Consider the following 16,369-nt stretch of genomic DNA (forward strand, 5'->3'; position numbering starts at 1 on the left):
GTGATGGCAGACACCGCATATGACAGTGATCGCCTACGTGCCGCCATCGCCGAGAAAGGCGCAGTGGCGGTGATCCCTAACAATCCTTCCCGCGCCAAGAAACACCCGCTGGACAAGGACCTCTATGCCCAACGCCATCTCATCGAATGCTGCTTCTCCAAGCTCAAGCACTTCCGCAGGGTCGCAACACGCTTCGAGAAAACAGCACGAAACTATCTCGCAGTCGTCACAATCGCAGCTATCGTCCTATGGATCAGGTAACTGTCCACACGACCTAGGCCGGTGAACCAGCCGGCAACGGCAATCTGTTCCGTCAGGCTATAAATCCACACCAGCCAGCAAAAGACGATGATGCAGGCTATGTGCAAGAGCGCGGGCCGCCGCACAAAACCGGCCAGACCAGTGACCAGCAGGGCCATGACGGGCGCAAGCCATCGCGCTTCGGCCACCCATTGCCACTGATTCTCATCGTAACCGGCAAAGACCAGCCATGCGCCAAGCAGGGCCGCCAAAACCGCCGCCGCAGCCGAGCGGAACAGCAGGCAGGCCGCGAAAGCCGCCGCCGTCCAGAGAGAAAGCAACTGCATCATGCTGCCGGACATGTGGTAAAGCTGACCAACCAGCGAAAGCCCAGCACCAAAACTGGCCACACCCAGAACGAGAGAGGCATCGCTCGCCGCCAGCCTTCCAGCGCTGCGCAGCCACGCGGCCAAAAGTGGAAAAATCCAGATCAGACCCAACACGCCCGCAATTTTCGCCAGCCTCGGGATGGCGTCCCAATTGGCCGCCACCAGCAACAAAAGGGCGGCAGACAATAAAACAGCCGCCAGCATCAGCAGAAGGGTCCCGGCGGTGACGAAGCGAGAGCGCCCATCATAATCCGCCATCATTGCTTCGGCCGCCTCCGGCGCCAGCAGCCCCAGCGACTGCCAGCGTTGCAGATCTTTTTTCAAGCGCGCTCTATACATGCCGGCCTGCTTTCCATTGCCACTCCGAAGACTGATGAACAACGCGCCACCGCACCATATGGCTTATGCCAAATGGCCGGAGCGGGCAAAGGAAAAGCAAGGCCGCCAGTGGAGCGCGCTACCCCTTGCTTCTCGTGCATAGCTTCCATGAGAATTTCGCACTGCACAAATCCCGTAAAATCGATTAGATATAGCTCAACGGCGAACGAGGATTTTACGAAATCCAAACGCCAGGGCGCGAATGCCTTTTAAAGCTTCAGTGTAGCCTTATCCTCCTCCCAAAGGCTGCATTGGACGGGCTGACAACCCTCCTCCTCCCAATTTGTCAGCCTTTTTCAGTAGACGCCCACCGGACCTCCTCCCCCGGTGGGCGTTTCTGCATTTGGACGACTGATTCCGAAATCGCCGTTTTCAGGGCCTGTTCGCAGCCGCAAAACAGCCACCTGCCACTTCCTCCACCAGCCTGCCTGTTTTTTGCCCAAAAACCGCCCAGGCAGTAAACAAATCCCTACAAGACATGCGCTGTATGCATGGGTGCCGCGCAGCATTGGCGCTTCTTTACGCCCATGGAAACACCTATATTCAACTCAACAGAACGAAGGGCTGGCTTGGTGGCCAGCATCACACGAGAGGCAAAGACCATGAACATCACCCGTAGCCTGAGCAACTGGCGCAAGTTTCGTCAGACCGTTACCGAGCTGGACCGCATGTCTGACCGCGAACTGAGCGATCTGGGCATCGGCCGCCAGGACATCCGCCGCGTTGCACGCCACGCTGTAAACGGCCGCTAATTTCCAAACCGACCTCCGGTTTTAAAATAGCCTCCCTCACGGGAGGCTTTTTTTATGCGTGCAATCCACCCCCATGGTTGCGGTGGTGTATGACGCCGTGCCTTTTGTCACACACACAAAGACCGCACAGCCCACCAAGTCTATCGCATGGAGATAGGCCTAGAAAACGGGCAACGCCGCCAGGATCCACGCACATGCATATTTTTGAAGCAAGAAGATGCACAAACGCATAGCAGCGGCTCAAAAATTGCACTGTTCTTCATTGCATTGCAGCAGTACAACCCTCTCAACGGCTGGGGCGGAAAAAGCCTGGACAAGCCGAACCGAGGAAAACACCATGAACCCGATCCGTATTGCCAAGAACTACATCAGCTATCGTCGTACGCTCGCCGAACTCGGCGGCCTTTCGAACCAGGCTCTGTCCGACATCGGCATCACCCGTTACGACATCCGTCACATCGCAGCCCGTTCTTTCCGTTGATTGTGTGAATGATACGGCTGTGGCGCCCTGAGTGGCAGACGCAGCATTGCAAGCAAGGCGCCCCATGTGGCGCCTTTTTGCTTTGCGGACTGAATCGCTCGGCACCTCTCAGCATCACAAAAACGGGTTTCGCCCGGCCAGCACACCCATCGACAGCATCAGGTGCAGCGGCAGGCGCCGGCACACAGATCGGTAGAGGAAACGCGGCAGCAAGCCATTGGAAGACTGCGGCGCCCGTGATATGGACGCCACCATGACACAAGCTTCATCTTCCCACTCTTCATCGCCCCTGCACGTCATTGGTGGGGGGCTGGCCGGTTCGGAAGCCGCATGGCAGGCGGCTGAAGCCGGAATTCCCGTAATCCTCCATGAAATGCGCGGCGTACGCGGCACGGATGCCCACAAGACAGACGGGCTGGCGGAACTTGTCTGCTCGAACTCCTTCCGTTCCGATGATGCCACCGCCAATGCGGTCGGCGTCATTCACGCGGAAATGCGGCTCGCAGGCTCGCTCATCATGGCCTGCGCCGACAAGCATCAGGTTCCGGCGGGCGGCGCACTGGCCGTCGATCGGGATGGCTTTTCCGAGGCCGTGACCGCAGCCCTCGACAATCACCCGTTGATTACCGTGGTGCGCGAGGAAATCCAGGGCCTGCCGCCAGCGGAATGGGGCAATACCATCATTGCCACCGGCCCCCTGACCTCGGCGGCACTTGCAGACGGCATTCGCGGCGAGACCGGCGAGGATGCCCTTGCCTTTTTTGATGCCATAGCCCCGATCGTGCATCGCGACAGCATCGACATGTCGGTTTGCTGGTATCAGTCGCGCTACGACAAGGTCGGCCCCGGCGGTACGGGCAAGGACTACATCAATTGCCCGCTGGATCAGCAGCAATATAATGCCTTCATCGATGCGCTGATCGCGGGTGATGCCGTTGGTTTCAAGGAATGGGAAGGTACCCCCTATTTCGACGGCTGCCTGCCCATTGAGGTCATGGCGGAACGCGGGCGCGAAACCTTGCGGCATGGCCCGATGAAGCCCATGGGCCTGACAAATGCGCATAATCCCACCGTAAAGCCCTATGCGATCGTTCAGTTGCGGCAGGATAATGCCCTCGGCACGCTCTATAATATGGTGGGCTTTCAGACGAAGCTGCGCTACGGCGCGCAGGCCGAGATCTTCCGCATGATTCCCGGCCTTGAAAACGCGGAATTTGCCCGTCTCGGCGGCCTGCACCGCAATACCTACATCAACTCTCCTATCCTGCTCGATCCATCCCTGCGGCTGAAATCGCGCCCTTCCCTGCGCTTTGCCGGGCAGATCACGGGCTGCGAGGGATATGTCGAGAGCGCATCGATCGGTCTTCTCGCGGGCCGCTTTGCCGCCCAGGAAATGCGCGGGCGCGAACCAACCCTGCCGCCAGCGACAACGGCGCTGGGCGCATTGCTCAACCACATTACCGGCGGCCACCTCGTCTCGGATGACGAGCCCGGCAAGCGGTCATTCCAGCCGATGAACATCAATTTCGGGCTGTTTCCCGAGCTGGAACCGGGTTCGATCGTCAAGCCTGAAGGCGTGAAGCGCTTCCGTGGCAAGGACAAGACGATCATGAAACGTCAATTGCTCGCAGCCCGCGCTCTGGCTGATTGCCGCAACTGGCTGGAAAATAGCAAATGACACGCCGCAACCTCTTGTTGCGGCGCTTTTCCGGGGAAAAACCGAGAAATCGCGACACGCTTTAACCCGCATCGGCAGCGCTGGCGGGCAGAGGAATATCCTTGGCGGCGACATAATTGCCCAGCAGCCAGAGAGAAACTTCAGCGGCATCCGCAGCAGTGGAAAAGATGTAATTGCCATTATGGGCCGGTGCATCGAGAAATTCGACATGAAAGCCCCTGCCGCTATCAAGGCTTCGCACCGTCACCCGTCCGGCCTCGATCACATGGCAAGCATAGTGATGGCGCATATTGCGCATGAAACCCGCCCGGTTATCGTGCAGCCGCACGAAAACAGCCTTGCCATCGGCAGTGGCGTGCAGGCTGCGAATGGCTTCCTGCGGATAGGCCCGACCAAATTCCATGATCGCCAGACCAACATCGCTTAGCGTTTCTTCGCCATTGCGTTCCGCCATGCGCGACGCATACCAGGAGAAGCCCATAATACCAACGAAAACAATGAGCCAGACTGCAAAGCCCACGTCAACTTCCTCCATTGTCCTTCACGGCGCATCAGCCTTTGGGCTGGGTGCGGCAAAACGCCATGGCATCTTCGCAACCAGACATATCACGCCAACCGGCTTAAAGGGTGAGGCTTGCGTGAGTTTGGACTCATGGAGAAAGATAACTCAAAATTGCCGGGTAACACTGGCCTTGAGAAGCAGGATCTGCCTTTTCCATTGGGCAGGACGCAGATTGGCGCTAAACACGCCCGCGCCGGAACGCCTTGCTGCCTTCAGCACCGGCCCCGCCAAGGCCACGGGAAGATAAGCGGGCATGAGGGACGCAGGAACCCTTCCAGCCTTGCGCGCCGATTGCAGATGATCGAGACCAAGTCCTGCGAAAGCCTCGATTGCCGCGGAGATGCGGGCGCGATCCTCTCCGGCAAGGAAGCCATCCCTATCGAGCCCCACGGCCGACAGGATCTCTTCCGGCACGTAAAGCTGGCCGCGGGCGCGGTGCTGCGGCATCAAGAGCAAGAGCCCGGCAATGGCCTGCGCCACTCCGGCATGGCCTGCCATTTCGGCATGGGCGCCAGCTCGCGATGCATCGAGTACCAGACTTGCAAGCTGGATCAATGCCGATGCCGTTTCGCCCGCATAGCCTTCCAATGCACTACGCGGGCCAATGGGGTCGTCGTAAAGATCGGTGACACGGGCATCGATCATGTTCTGAAAGGCTTCAACAGGCAAGGAATGGCGGGCAATCGTCGTCATCAGTGCCGCAGCCAGCGGGTTTGCCGCGGTATCGCCATGGCCTTGGCCTGCCAGCAGGTCTCGCCAGTATTGCAGACGGATTTCTCCAGGCAAGGCCTCCCGCACCACATCACGCACCCGCGCAAGCTCCGCATGGAAGCCATAAAGCGCGGCAAGCTCCACTTGCTTGTCCTGCGGCGACAACAGACAGGACAGATAACGATCCTTGTCAATATCACGAAGCAGCGGCAGAAGATGGCTCGCCGGGTTCAACGTTTCGGGAGAAGCATCCTGCATGATCAAACCGCGATCAGCGCTGCCGCAACGGCACGCTCTTCGGCAAGCATGACGTTATAAGTGCGCACCGCCGCACCCGTACTCATCGGATCGGAGCCTATTCCCGCCTCCTTGAGCGCAGCTTTCACATCTGCCGGGATCGGCATCAACCCATCGCCCATGCCGAACAGCAGAAACTCCACCTTTGCCGTCTCGTCCAGAACGCGCTGAATGGAATCAACGGTCAACTCCGCAAACGAGCTGACGCTCCACCCGTAAATGCCGGAGGGCAGCAGCAGCAAGGAGCCGCGATGCGACATATCCGCGAAGCGAAACCCGCCATTGCCATAGGCATCGATGGCGGCGCGACCGGGAAAATGCGCTTCGCGAATGACCAGCCCCTTCGACACGTTATGCTCCTGCCTTGCCCGTGGACGCATCCGGCCTGGCCTGCTTTTCATCCTCGTCCCGGCCACTGGAACGCAGCTTGAAGGCGATCAACACCGGCGCTGCAATGTAGATAGAGGAGAAAGTGCCCACGGCAACACCGAACAGCATGGCGAAGGTAAAGGAGCGAATAACCTCACCCCCGAACAGGAAGAGCGCCAACAGCGCCAGCAGCGTCGTCACGGAGGTCAGAATGGTGCGGGACAGCGTCTGGTTGATCGAGCTGTCGATCAATACATCCAGCGGCATCTTCTTGAAGCGGCGCAGGTTCTCGCGCATACGGTCATAGACCACCACCGTATCGTTGAGCGAATAGCCGACGATGGTGAGGATGGCGGCAATACTGCTGAGATCGAACTCCACGCCGGTAATGACATAAAGGCCGAGGGTGAGAATGACATCATGCAAGGTTGCGATAATAGCGCCAACGGCAAATTGCCACTCGAACCGCACCCAGATGTAAACGAGAATGGCCGCAAGCGAGATCATCACGCCAATCGTGGCGGACTTGGTCAACTCACCGGAAACCGAAGGCCCGACCACCTCTGTGCGGCGAAACTCATATTGGTCTTCCAGAACGCTGCGCACCTTGGCCACGGCCGATTGCTCGCCATTCTCACCTTCCTGCTGGGCCTGAAGGCGCACGAGAACGCTTTGCGGATCGCCAAAGCCCTGCACCTGCACATCGCCGACATTGAGATCGCTCAGCCGCTGGCGGATGTCGGCAATATCCGCATTGCCCTGGCGGGCCCGCAATTCCACGATCGAGCCGCCGGTAAAATCGATGCCCAGCTTCATGCCAACCGTGCCAAAGCCGGTCAGGGCGGCAAGCGACAGCGCAACCGATACGCCAAAGGTGTAGCGGCGCAATCCCATGAAGGGAATATTCGTGCCATCGAAAATTCCCGTGCGCACCCCCTTGGGCAGCAGCTTGGGGCGGCGACGGCGGACCCATTCGGCAAACAGCCAGCGCGTCAGCGTGAAGGCGGTGAAGACAGTGGTGATGATACCGATCGCCAGCGTCACGGAGAAACCGCGCACCGGACCGGAGCCGAGGAAGAACAGCACGAAGGCGGCAATCAGCGTGGTGACATTGGCATCCACGATGGTCGCCATGGCCTTGGCGAAGCCGGTCTCGATGGATTGCAGCAGTGTACGCCCGCTTTTGTATTCCTCGCGGATACGTTCATAGATCAGCACGTTGGAATCGACCGCCATGCCGATGGTCAGCACGATACCCGCAATGCCCGGAAGCGTCAGCGTCGAGCCGAGAACACTCAGCACCGCGATGATCATCACGATATTGGCAACCAGCGCCACCACGGCCAGCACGCCGAAGAAGCCGTAAAGCCCGACCATCAGCGCCACCACCAGCAGCGCCCCGATAAGGCCTGCCGAAACACCGGCGCGAATGGAATCGGCGCCAAGGCTTGGGCCGACAGTGCGCTCTTCAACCACCGTCAAGGTGGCGGGAAGCGCGCCCGCGCGCAGCAGCACGGCAAGGTCATTGGCGCCCTCGACGGAGAAGCTGCCGGAAATCTGGCCGGAACCACCAATGATCGGCTCACGGATGACGGGCGCCGAAATTACCTGATTATCGAGAATGATGGCGAAGGGCCGGCCGACATTCTGTTGCGTTGCCTGGGCAAAACGCTGCGCGCCACGGCTGTCGAAACGGAACGTCACCACGGGTTCGTTGGTCTGCTGGTTGAAGCTTGCCTGTGCATCCACAAGCTCCTCACCGGACACCAGAACGCGCTTTTCGACCAGATAGGGAACGGCCGGATCGTCCTGGCTGTAAAGAACCTCGGACGTGGCGGGCGGACGGCCATTGATGGCCTCCGTCACCGGCATGGAATTATCGACCAGCCGGAAGGTCAGCTTTGCGGTCTGGTTGAGCAGCGCCTTCAGACGCTGCGGATCGTTTAGCCCCGGCACCTGTACGATGATGCGGTCATTGCCCTGCCGCTGGATCAGCGGTTCGGTATTGCCAAGCTCGTCCACGCGGCGGCGCACCACCTCGATGGACTGCGTCAGTGCGGAAGAGACGCGGTAATCGATGCCGGAATCGGTAAGCTGGATCCTGATGAGGCCATTGCCCGCATCTTCGAAGGTCGCCTCCTGAATGGAACCGCTGGCGAAGGCACCGGTGCTGACCGGGTTGGTCAGCGTTTGCAGCGCGGTTTGCGTTGCGCCGACCTGCGTGGGATCGGTCAGGCGGAACTGCACCGACTGGCCCGTGCCGCCAAGGCCTGTGTAGCGGATATTCGCCGTGCGCAACGCATTGCGAATATCGCCGACGGTCGCCTCAAGGCGCTCCTTGACAATATCGCTGCGCTCGATCTTGAGCATGATATGCGAGCCGCCCTGAAGGTCGAGGCCAAGCGTCACGTGATAGGCCGGGAACCAGCGCGGCAGATGCTCAAGCTGCTCCTTGCTGAAAAGATTGGGCAGGGCAATGACCATGCTGGCAAGCACGGTGAGCCAGACGGCGAGGGTTTTCCAGCGAGAAAAGTGAAGCATCGGTATCACGACATCAGAAGGGAGTGAGAAAAAACCGCCCCGAAGGGCGGTTCATGATGTGAGGGATCAGTTTTCGGCCTTGACCGGTTCGCCCTTGACGCGCACCTCGGCCAGCAGGCTCTTCATGGCGCGGACCTTGACGCCTTCGGCGATTTCAACTTCGAGTTCCTTGTCGTCCACCACTTTCGTGACCTTGCCGATCAGGCCGCCGCCAAGCACCACCTGATCGCCACGACGCACGGCGTTCAGGGTTTCCTCGCGCTTTTTCATCTGTGCGCGCTGCGGACGGATCAGCAGGAAGTACCAGATGACCATCAGGGGCACGAAAAGAATGAGCATCTCGAAGCCGGAGCCCATGCCCGTTGCCGAGGCGGCTCCCGCGTCCTGAGCGAATGCCTGCGTGATAAACATCGAAAACTCCTATGAAAGAGGGGGCATCAGCAGCCCTGGAACCCCATGTTTTGGAGGCCGGAATATAGTAAGGGCCGGGGTGAATGCAACAGAAACAGCGCGCACCAGTACCAAATCCCCCGCATTTAACCTTTCGGCAAGCATTCAAGCCATGATACCGGCAAATATGCACGAACACCTTTCCCAAAACTGAGAGATAAAATGGCGGGCGAAGCCCCCAAAAACAGAGAAATAAAAAGGCGGGCGAAGCCCCCAAAAACAGAGAAATAAAAAGGCGGGCGAAGCCCCCAAAAACAGAGAAATAAAAAGGCGGGCGAAGCCCGCCGGGAGATGGCAATGACGGATCAATTGACAGAGCTTCTTTCCCAGGTCCGCAGACTGGCCGATGCCATGGAGCGGCTGGCAGGCCCGCCACCCGTTGCCAATGACCTCACCGCGGCGGATTGCTTCGTCTGGCACCCGGCAGGGCAGCGCCTGCAACCCGTCACTCAACCCAACCGGGTTGCTCTTTCGCTCATTCGCGGCGTGGACCATGTGCGTGATATTCTGCACGACAATACCGAGCGCTTCGCACGGGGATTTGCCGCCAACAATGTCTTGCTTTGGGGCGCGCGCGGCATGGGAAAATCATCGCTGGTCAAGGCCGTCCATGCCGATGTGCGCCGCACGAGCGGCACGCCGCTGAAACTCGTCGAAGTGCATCGGGAAGATGTCCACTCGCTTCCCGCCCTGCTGGAATTGCTGAAGGAGAGCGGCCTCAGGGCAATCGTCTTCTGCGACGACCTTTCCTTCGACCATGACGACACCGCCTATAAATCCCTCAAGGCCGCGCTGGATGGCGGGATAGAGGGCCGCCCGGAAAATGTGCTTTTCTACGCCACCTCCAACCGGCGCCACCTCCTGCCGCGCACCATGATTGAAAACGAGCAATCCACGGCAATCAACCCCTCAGAAGCGGTTGAGGAAAAGGTCTCCCTATCGGATCGTTTCGGCCTCTGGCTCGGCTTTCACAAATGCGGGCAGGAAGATTATCTGGCGATGATCGACGGCTATGCCGCGCATTTCAACCTGCCGATCGCGGCAGAGGAACTGCACCGGCAGGCGCTGGAATGGGCAACCACCCGTGGCGGACGCTCAGGCCGGGTCGCATGGCAATATATTCAGGATGCCGCAGGCCGCCTGAACATGACCATTGGCCGCGACAACGCCTGAAGCCAAAAAAGGCCCGGTTTCCCGAGCCTTTCTGGATCTTCCTTGAGACGCACTACCTTGATCAAGGAATGTCGAAGCCTTTGACGGATGGCAAAGCCCCCATCCTATTCCAGGAAGGTCATGGGGTTTACCGGGGTCGCATCCTTGCGCACCTCGAAGTGCAGTGTCGGCTGGGATGCGCTGCCGCTCATGCCGGAGGTGGCGATTTGCTGACCGCGCTGCACCTTCTGGCCACGCTGCACGGAAATGGCATCGGCATGACCATAGACCGTGACCGTTCCATCGTCGTGGCGCACCAGCACCGTATTGCCCAGTTCCTTCAGGCCGTTGCCTGCATAGATCACCACACCGTTCTCGGCAGCCTTGACGGGCGTGCCGCTCGGTACGGAAATATCGATCCCGTCATTGCGCTTTCCGGCAACGTTGGCGCCGAACGGCGCAACCACCGCGCCACGAACCGGCCAGCGATATTTGCCGATGCCGGTTGCCTCGGGCGCGGCAGCGCCCGGATCGGCGGAGGCAACCTCCGTGACGGATTTGGTCGGCTGCGCGACGGGTGCAGCCTGGCTGGTCATTTTCGCCGGTTCCGCCTTTGGCGCCACCGAAGCCGTGCTGACGGGCTCGGCAGCAGGGGCTGCCTGCCCGCCTGCCGGAATAACGAGCGTCTGGCCAACGCGAACCGACTGACCGTTGAGATTGTTGGCAGCCTTCAACTGATCGACGCTGACGCCATTGAGTTTGGCGATCTTGGCCAGCGAATCGCCCGGCTTGACGACATAACCGCCCGCCGGAGGCGGCGCCTTGCCATCGCCAGCGGCATTCTTGGCATTGGCGACAGCAAGATCGGCGGAGGCCTTGTCCCTGAGCTTGGGGTTATTGGGCAGAACGGCGAGCTTGTCCTCATGCTGGTCCGGCAGCGATGGCGCCTGACCGGGGGGCAGCAAGGCACCCTCCGCAGCGGCCGTGCGTGCGGGCGTGCTGCGAGCACCAAAAGTGGGGATGAGGATGGACTGGCCCGGACGCGCCGCACCGGCGGAAGAAAGGTTGTTGGCCTTGACGATTTCCTTTTCCGGCACGCCATAGCGCTGGGAAAGCGTGGCAATGCTTTCGCCCGGCTTCAAAACCACACGCGGGGCATTTGCCGTACTCCAACCATTGCCGGATTTTTGCGGCGCGGCGGGCGCAACGGATGCACTGCTCTCGGCAAGTGCCGGTTGTGCACCATTTGCGGCCGGGAAGGACTGGGCGCTCGGCGCAACCGAAGCCACCTCATGATGGGAGCCGCGAGATGAAATCGGGCCGGTGCTTGCCGTGGAACCAGAAGGCGGCGCAAGCTCCGATTTCTGCACCGAAGGCGCAAGCGAGGCCTGCCGTGCCGGCGAATAGGTCTGCTGTGCGGAAGGATAGGGCTGCGACATGGGCTGCTGGCGCGAGCCATAGCCACGGGAAGCCGGGGCAGAATTATATCCGCCACCATCAAGATCGGCCTCGGGAACCGGGGGCGGCACATTTGCGCTCCCGGTGGAGGCGGTGGTCATCGTATCCGTGCTGGAAAAGACGCCCGCAAAGCGGTTGGAATCCGAACTGCACCCGGTCGCGACGGTGGCCATGAGGCTGACCCAGAGCATGGGGGCAATCGGGATGCCTGATTTTTGAGACTGACGCTGACTCATGATACGATCCACTCACGACGCAACCATTTGTAAGATGATTAAAGCGCGTTAGTGTTACCGACCGGTTAACCCGATGTATTCAAGATGAATATTTTCAAGAAAACAGATGCTCAGACATGGCGTCTCGCAGCCGCGAAGGCCCATGGATGCGGGGTTTTCGGCGGTGCAAAAAAGTTAAAGCTTCACCATCACAGGAAGGCGGCAATCCGGGGAACGAGCGGCAGATAGGGAACTTCGAAAAGATCCTCACGGTCGAATCGGCTACCGGTGCGTGTCAGCCGCACCATCACGCAGCGCTCATCATCCAGCATGATGGGAGCCAGCAAAACGCCATTATGCACGAGCTGTTCGGTAAAGGCGCGCGGGATGGCAGGAAAGGCGCCGGTCACGATGATTCGGTCGAAGGTTCCCTCGCCCGGCAGCCCTCCGGAGCCGTCCCCATGCCGCAGAACGACGTTGCGAAGGCCGAAATTGTCAAGTCGCACCTGCGCTTCCGCCACCAGCGTGCGATACCGTTCGATGGAAACGACACGTTCGGCAAGCCGGCCCAGAACTGCCGTCATGAAGCCGCTGCCGGTCCCGACCTCCAGCACGCGGTGCGTAGGCTCCACCCGCAACCTCTCGATCAGCCGGACGGCAAGATCGGCGCCCTCCATATAGGCGCCGCAGTCTATAGGAATGCTGCGGCTGGAATAGGCATGTTCGGCCAGATGCGGCACCACGAAACGCGAACGCGGCGTCTGCTCCACCGCCGTCAGGATGTTGATATTGGAAATGCCCTCGGCCCGCAGCCGCAGCATAAGGGCAGCAAAGCCCTCTCTTTCAAGCATGGCTGTTTTCACGACTCACCCCGCAAACAAGGTGGATTTCAGCCTATCCTGAAGACTGTAGTCGGTCATATCAAGCTTGAGCGGCGTCACGGATATGCGCTTGTCGCGCAATGCGCGAATATCGGTGCCCGGATCAAACGCGCCCTTGCGGTCGCCAAAGCGAAGCCAGAAATAGGGAAGACCACGCGCATCCTGCCGCTCTTCGACGCTCAGGCCGAATTCCAGCTTGCCTTGCGCCGTCACATCAACGCCCGAAACGGCATCGGGCGCACAATCGGGAAAATTCAGATTGAGAAAACTTCCCGGCGGCATTTCCACCGCCATCAGCCTGGTGATGAGGCCGGGTGCGTGGGCTTCGGCCACCTCCCAGGGAATGATCCGCTCGCCGTCATAGTGATAGGCCTGGCTGAGAGCAAAGGAACGCACACCGTGAACCGTTCCTTCGATCGCCCCGGCCACCGTGCCGGAATAGGTGACGTCATCGGCGACATTGGCACCGGCATTGACGCCCGACAGAATGACATCCGGCATGGCTGGCAGGATGTTGCGGATGGCCATAATGACGCAATCGGTCGGCGTGCCGCGCAAGGCAAACCGCTTCTCGTCAATCTGGCGAAGCCGCAAGGGTTCCGAAAGCGTCAGAGAATGGGCAAGGCCACTCTGGTCACGCTCGGGCGCAACAATCCACACATCGTCCGAAAGGCTCCGCGCAATCCGCTCCAGAACGGCCAAGCCCTCCGCATGGATGCCGTCATCATTCGTCAGCAGAATACGCATACTCGCCCCTTGCCGCTTGGCCTTGTCAGGCCGCTTTCTCTATCCTCGTCAGCCCGCCCATATAGGGCAGGAGAACATCAGGAATAGTGACGGAGCCGTCTTCGTTCAGATAGTTTTCCAGAACGGCAATCAGGCAGCGGCCAACCGCCGTTCCGGAACCGTTCAGCGTATGAACAAAGGTGGTACCCTTGCCATCGCGATTGCGGTAGCGCGCATTCATGCGCCGCCCCTGGAAATCGCCACAGACCGAGCAGGAGGAAATTTCGCGATAGGTCTTCTGCCCCGGCAACCAGACTTCGAGATCATAGGTCTTGCGGGCTCCAAAGCCCATATCGCCGCTGCACAGCGTCATGGTGCGGAAATGCAGGCCGAGGCGCTTGAGAACCTCCTCGGCGCAGGCGGTCATGCGCTCATGCTCGGCCACCGCACTTTCCGCATCCGTGATCGACACCAGTTCGCATTTCCAGAACTGATGCTGGCGCAACATGCCCCGCGTGTCGCGCCCGGCAGAACCGGCTTCCGAGCGGAAGGATGGCGTCAGCGCGGTGAAGCGCAGCGGCAGCTTGTCCTGCTCCAGGATCTCCCCGGAAACGAGATTGGTCAGCGTGACTTCAGCCGTGGGAATGAGCCAGCGGCCATCCGTGGTCTTGAACAGGTCCTCGGAAAACTTCGGTAACTGTCCGGTGCCATACATGGCCTCATCACGCACCATCAGCGGCGAGGAAACCTCCGTATATCCGTGCTCGCCGGTATGCAGGTCGAGCATGAATTGTCCAAGCGCGCGTTCCAGCCGGGCGAGCGGGCCAGTCAGCACCGTGAAGCGTGCGCCGGAAAGCCGGGCCGCGCGCTCGAAATCCATATAGCCCAGCGCCTCGCCGATTTCGTAATGCTCTTTCGGCTCATGGGTCCAACCGGGCTTTTCGCCAACCACACGGGCAACCACATTATCATTTTCGTCGCGGCCGACCGGCACGTCATCGAACGGAATATTGGGAATGCGCGAGAGCGCATCGGCAAGCTCCGCCGTCAGGGCGCTTTCCTCAGCCTCGCGGGCTGGCAGGCTTTCCTTCAGCACAGCCATTTCGGCCTTCAGCCTGTCGGCAAGCTCACTGTTCTTCTGCGCCATCGCCGCACCGATTTCCTTCGATGCGGCATTGCGGCGCGATTGCATGTCCTGCATGGCCTGCACCACGGAACGGCGGCGCTCATCCAGTGCAATCAGGCTGGCGGAGAGCGGCTCGGCGCCACGCTTTGCCAGCGCCTGATCGAGAGCCTCGGGATTGTCGCGGATCCATTTGATGTCGAGCATGGTCGTTCCAGATCGGTTGTAAGCAAAAACGGCAGACCGCCCGGATTGGCCCGCCATCTCCGAAGACTGGCGGCCATCCGCTGCGCAATCAATCGCGCTCGGCAAGCTCCGTGGACGCAGCTTCCGCCGCCTTCGCACGATCGCGCTCCACGAGTCGCGCCGCGTAGATCGAAACCTCGTAGAGAATGATGGTAGGCAGCGCAAGACCGATCTGCGACATCGGATCGGGCGGCGTCAGCACCGCGGCAACGATAAAGGCAACGACAATGAAATATTTGCGCTTTTCCGCCAGCCACTTGCTGTCGATAATGCCGACGCGCGCCAGAAGCGTGGTGACGACGGGAAGCTGGAAAACCAGCCCGAAAGCAAAAACCAGCGACATGATGAGGCTGAGATATTCCGAAACCTTCGGCATCAGCGAGATTGCCACATCGCCCTCGCCCGGCGCCTGCTGCATGGCCAGAAAGAACCACATGACCATGGGCGTGAAGAAGAAATAGACAAGCGCCGCCCCCATCAGAAACAGAATGGGAGAAGCCACCAGAAAGGGCAGAAAGGCCTGCCGCTCGTTCTTGTAGAGACCGGGGGCCACGAATTTATAAATCTGTGCCGCAATCACCGGGAAGGCAATGACCATGGCGGAGAACATGGCAACCTTGACCTGGGTGAAGAAGAATTCCTGCGGCGCCGTGTAGATCAGCTCCGCCTTCGCCACGTCGAGATGGGCCCAGACCACCGCCCACTTGTAGGGAATGACCAGAAGGTTGAAGAGGTGCTTGGCAAAGAAGAAGCAGACTATGAAGGCGACGAAAAATGCAGCAAGCGACCAGATGAGCCGCGTGCGCAATTCCATCAGATGCTCGACCAGCGGCTGCGGCTTGTCTTCAATCTCGTCACTCATGCGTCATCCTTGTTGCCAGCCGGCTTCTTCCTGACGGATTTCTTTTTAGGGGTGATGACCTCGCCTTCGGACAGCACGGTTTTACCTGCCTCAAGACCCGCACGCGGCTTGCGTGGCTTGGCGGGTTTAAGCGCCACGTCACTGCCGCCAGTCGTCTTTTCGCCAGCCTTGCGGGGTTTGGCGGCCTTGGCCTTTACGGCCACGCCCCCCTCTTCGGCTGCCGCCTTCTTCCGGCGGGTGGCTTGCGGCTTTGCAACGGGGGCTGCGGCATCGATCGGCGCAGGCTGAGCGGCAACCGCGGTACTTTGAGAGGGCGCGCCTTGCAAAGGCACCGCTGCGGCGGGTTTTGCAGCGGAAAGCGGATCGGATGCAGCGACCGGCGCAAGCGGCGGCACATCATCGGCGGTCATCGGCAAAAGCCCGTCCAGCGGACTTTCCACCACCCTGCCCTCATCCACGGGAAAAGCTGGAGAGTGAGTCGATTTCTGCAAATCGGCCTTCAACTCTTCGCCAATCTCGCGCAGCGGGCTGATCGCTTCACGCAGAGCATTGGCCGGATGAAACCGCTGCACGTCGCCAATCGTGCGCCCGACATCTTCCAGTTCGCTCTCGCGCAAAGCTTCCTCGAACTGGGCGCGAAATTCGCCCGCGGTGCGGCGCAATCGCGACGTCATCTTGCCAAAGGCCCGCAACATGGGCGGCAAATCCTTGGGGCCGACAACCACGATCATCACGACCGCGATGACCAGCAGTTCGCTCCAGCCAATATCAAGCATCATCAGGCTCCCGGCACGGGCTCATTCTCACGGCCACAGATGGGCTCACGGCGTCGGATCGGGAAACGGCAGGCCATGACGG

16 protein-coding genes and 1 pseudogene are annotated in these 16,369 nt (G+C 60.1%); 5 read left to right on the forward strand and 12 right to left on the reverse strand.

The genetic code is table 11. The features are described from left to right. A partial coding sequence (locus tag T424_RS22225) for a transposase (protein ID WP_154664953.1) occupies nucleotides 1–261 on the forward strand: 261 nt, incomplete at its 5' end. On the opposite strand, the gene T424_RS21265 is transcribed toward T424_RS22225, so the two are convergent. After that, entirely contained in the window at nucleotides 213–953 is a 741-nt protein-coding gene (locus T424_RS21265) for a DUF2157 domain-containing protein (protein WP_161712598.1), read from the reverse strand. The two genes, T424_RS22225 and T424_RS21265, sit on opposite strands and share 49 nt — an antisense overlap. A 656-nt stretch (nucleotides 954–1,609) precedes the next feature. Here T424_RS21265 and T424_RS22230 point away from each other — a divergent pair. The 3 genes from T424_RS22230 to trmFO all read left to right on the forward strand — a co-directional run bounded on the left by T424_RS22230 (nucleotide 1,610) and on the right by trmFO (nucleotide 3,918). Further along, complete coding sequence (locus T424_RS22230; protein WP_084268541.1) at nucleotides 1,610–1,759, forward strand: DUF1127 domain-containing protein; 150 nt, start codon at nucleotides 1,610–1,612, stop codon at nucleotides 1,757–1,759. 337 nt (nucleotides 1,760–2,096) lie between these two features. After that, complete coding sequence (locus tag T424_RS22235; protein WP_084268542.1) at nucleotides 2,097–2,240, forward strand: DUF1127 domain-containing protein; 144 nt, start codon at nucleotides 2,097–2,099, stop codon at nucleotides 2,238–2,240. 253 nt (nucleotides 2,241–2,493) lie between these two features. Beyond that, entirely contained in the window at nucleotides 2,494–3,918 is a 1,425-nt protein-coding gene (gene trmFO / locus T424_RS0115425; RefSeq protein ID WP_027488516.1) for a methylenetetrahydrofolate--tRNA-(uracil(54)-C(5))-methyltransferase (FADH(2)-oxidizing) TrmFO, read from the forward strand. A 61-nt stretch (nucleotides 3,919–3,979) separates the two neighbouring features. Here the strand turns inward: trmFO and T424_RS0115430 are convergent, their stop codons facing one another. From T424_RS0115430 to yajC, 5 genes are all read right to left on the reverse strand, one after another. Then, nucleotides 3,980–4,438 carry a hypothetical protein gene (locus tag T424_RS0115430; RefSeq protein ID WP_027488517.1) on the reverse strand — a complete coding sequence of 153 codons (459 nt, stop codon included), beginning with the start codon at nucleotides 4,436–4,438 and terminating at the stop codon, nucleotides 3,980–3,982. Nucleotides 4,439–4,585: 147 nt separating this feature from the next. Next, nucleotides 4,586–5,449: a phytoene/squalene synthase family protein gene (locus T424_RS0115435; protein ID WP_051559062.1), complete on the reverse strand. Its 864-nt coding sequence runs from the start codon at nucleotides 5,447–5,449 to the stop codon at nucleotides 4,586–4,588. A 2-nt stretch (nucleotides 5,450–5,451) separates the two neighbouring features. Then, entirely contained in the window at nucleotides 5,452–5,838 is a 387-nt protein-coding gene (locus tag T424_RS0115440) for an Mth938-like domain-containing protein (protein WP_027488519.1), read from the reverse strand. A gap of 1 nt (nucleotide 5,839) precedes the next feature. Then, complete coding sequence (gene secDF, locus T424_RS0115445) at nucleotides 5,840–8,398, reverse strand: protein translocase subunit SecDF (RefSeq protein WP_027488520.1); 2,559 nt, start codon at nucleotides 8,396–8,398, stop codon at nucleotides 5,840–5,842. A 66-nt stretch (nucleotides 8,399–8,464) separates the two neighbouring features. Next, a complete protein-coding gene (gene yajC, locus T424_RS0115450; protein WP_027488521.1) occupies nucleotides 8,465–8,809 on the reverse strand; it encodes a preprotein translocase subunit YajC in 345 nt (114 codons plus the stop codon). A gap of 336 nt (nucleotides 8,810–9,145) precedes the next feature. Here yajC and T424_RS0115455 point away from each other — a divergent pair, with 336 nt between their 5' ends. Continuing rightward, entirely contained in the window at nucleotides 9,146–10,021 is an 876-nt protein-coding gene (locus T424_RS0115455; RefSeq protein ID WP_037067991.1) for an ATP-binding protein, read from the forward strand. A 104-nt stretch (nucleotides 10,022–10,125) separates the two neighbouring features. Here T424_RS0115455 and T424_RS0115460 read toward each other — a convergent pair whose 3' ends face one another. From T424_RS0115460 to tatB, 6 genes and pseudogenes are all read right to left on the reverse strand, one after another. Beyond that, nucleotides 10,126–11,694 carry a peptidoglycan DD-metalloendopeptidase family protein gene (locus T424_RS0115460; RefSeq protein WP_051559054.1) on the reverse strand — a complete coding sequence of 523 codons (1,569 nt, stop codon included), beginning with the start codon at nucleotides 11,692–11,694 and terminating at the stop codon, nucleotides 10,126–10,128. A gap of 188 nt (nucleotides 11,695–11,882) precedes the next feature. After that, complete coding sequence (locus T424_RS0115465; protein WP_154664954.1) at nucleotides 11,883–12,536, reverse strand: protein-L-isoaspartate(D-aspartate) O-methyltransferase; 654 nt, start codon at nucleotides 12,534–12,536, stop codon at nucleotides 11,883–11,885. Nucleotides 12,537–12,539: 3 nt separating this feature from the next. After that, complete coding sequence (gene surE / locus T424_RS0115470; protein ID WP_027488525.1) at nucleotides 12,540–13,301, reverse strand: 5'/3'-nucleotidase SurE; 762 nt, start codon at nucleotides 13,299–13,301, stop codon at nucleotides 12,540–12,542. Between the two features lie 25 nt (nucleotides 13,302–13,326). Beyond that, nucleotides 13,327–14,610: a serine--tRNA ligase gene (gene serS, locus T424_RS0115475; protein WP_027488526.1), complete on the reverse strand. Its 1,284-nt coding sequence runs from the start codon at nucleotides 14,608–14,610 to the stop codon at nucleotides 13,327–13,329. 88 nt (nucleotides 14,611–14,698) lie between these two features. Continuing rightward, nucleotides 14,699–15,511, reverse strand: a complete 813-nt coding sequence (tatC, locus tag T424_RS0115480) for a twin-arginine translocase subunit TatC (RefSeq protein WP_027488527.1) — start codon at nucleotides 15,509–15,511, stop codon at nucleotides 14,699–14,701. Between the two features lie 158 nt (nucleotides 15,512–15,669). Beyond that, nucleotides 15,670–16,287 (reverse strand): annotated as a pseudogene (gene tatB / locus T424_RS21270) (Sec-independent protein translocase protein TatB); the annotation flags it as partial. Between the last annotated feature and the right edge of the window lie 82 nt (nucleotides 16,288–16,369).

Origin of the sequence: Allorhizobium undicola ORS 992 = ATCC 700741 (genome assembly GCF_000621665.1) — a bacterium.
GTDB classification, from domain to species: domain Bacteria; phylum Pseudomonadota; class Alphaproteobacteria; order Rhizobiales; family Rhizobiaceae; genus Allorhizobium; species Allorhizobium undicola.

Excerpts from the sequence above, each read along its gene's own strand:
- T424_RS22230 (WP_084268541.1), top strand. The coding sequence starts at position 1,610 with ATGAACATCACCCGTAGCCTGAGCAACTGGCGCAAGTTTCGTCAGACC.
- T424_RS22235 (WP_084268542.1), top strand. The coding sequence starts at position 2,097 with ATGAACCCGATCCGTATTGCCAAGAACTACATCAGCTATCGTCGTACG.
- trmFO (WP_027488516.1), top strand. The coding sequence starts at position 2,494 with ATGACACAAGCTTCATCTTCCCACTCTTCATCGCCCCTGCACGTCATT.
- T424_RS0115435 (WP_051559062.1), bottom strand. The coding sequence starts at position 5,449 with ATGCAGGATGCTTCTCCCGAAACGTTGAACCCGGCGAGCCATCTTCTG.
- secDF (WP_027488520.1), bottom strand. The coding sequence starts at position 8,398 with ATGCTTCACTTTTCTCGCTGGAAAACCCTCGCCGTCTGGCTCACCGTG.
- yajC (WP_027488521.1), bottom strand. The coding sequence starts at position 8,809 with ATGTTTATCACGCAGGCATTCGCTCAGGACGCGGGAGCCGCCTCGGCA.
- T424_RS0115455 (WP_037067991.1), top strand. The coding sequence starts at position 9,146 with ATGACGGATCAATTGACAGAGCTTCTTTCCCAGGTCCGCAGACTGGCC.
- T424_RS0115460 (WP_051559054.1), bottom strand. The coding sequence starts at position 11,694 with ATGAGTCAGCGTCAGTCTCAAAAATCAGGCATCCCGATTGCCCCCATG.
- surE (WP_027488525.1), bottom strand. The coding sequence starts at position 13,301 with ATGCGTATTCTGCTGACGAATGATGACGGCATCCATGCGGAGGGCTTG.
- serS (WP_027488526.1), bottom strand. The coding sequence starts at position 14,610 with ATGCTCGACATCAAATGGATCCGCGACAATCCCGAGGCTCTCGATCAG.
- tatC (WP_027488527.1), bottom strand. The coding sequence starts at position 15,511 with ATGAGTGACGAGATTGAAGACAAGCCGCAGCCGCTGGTCGAGCATCTG.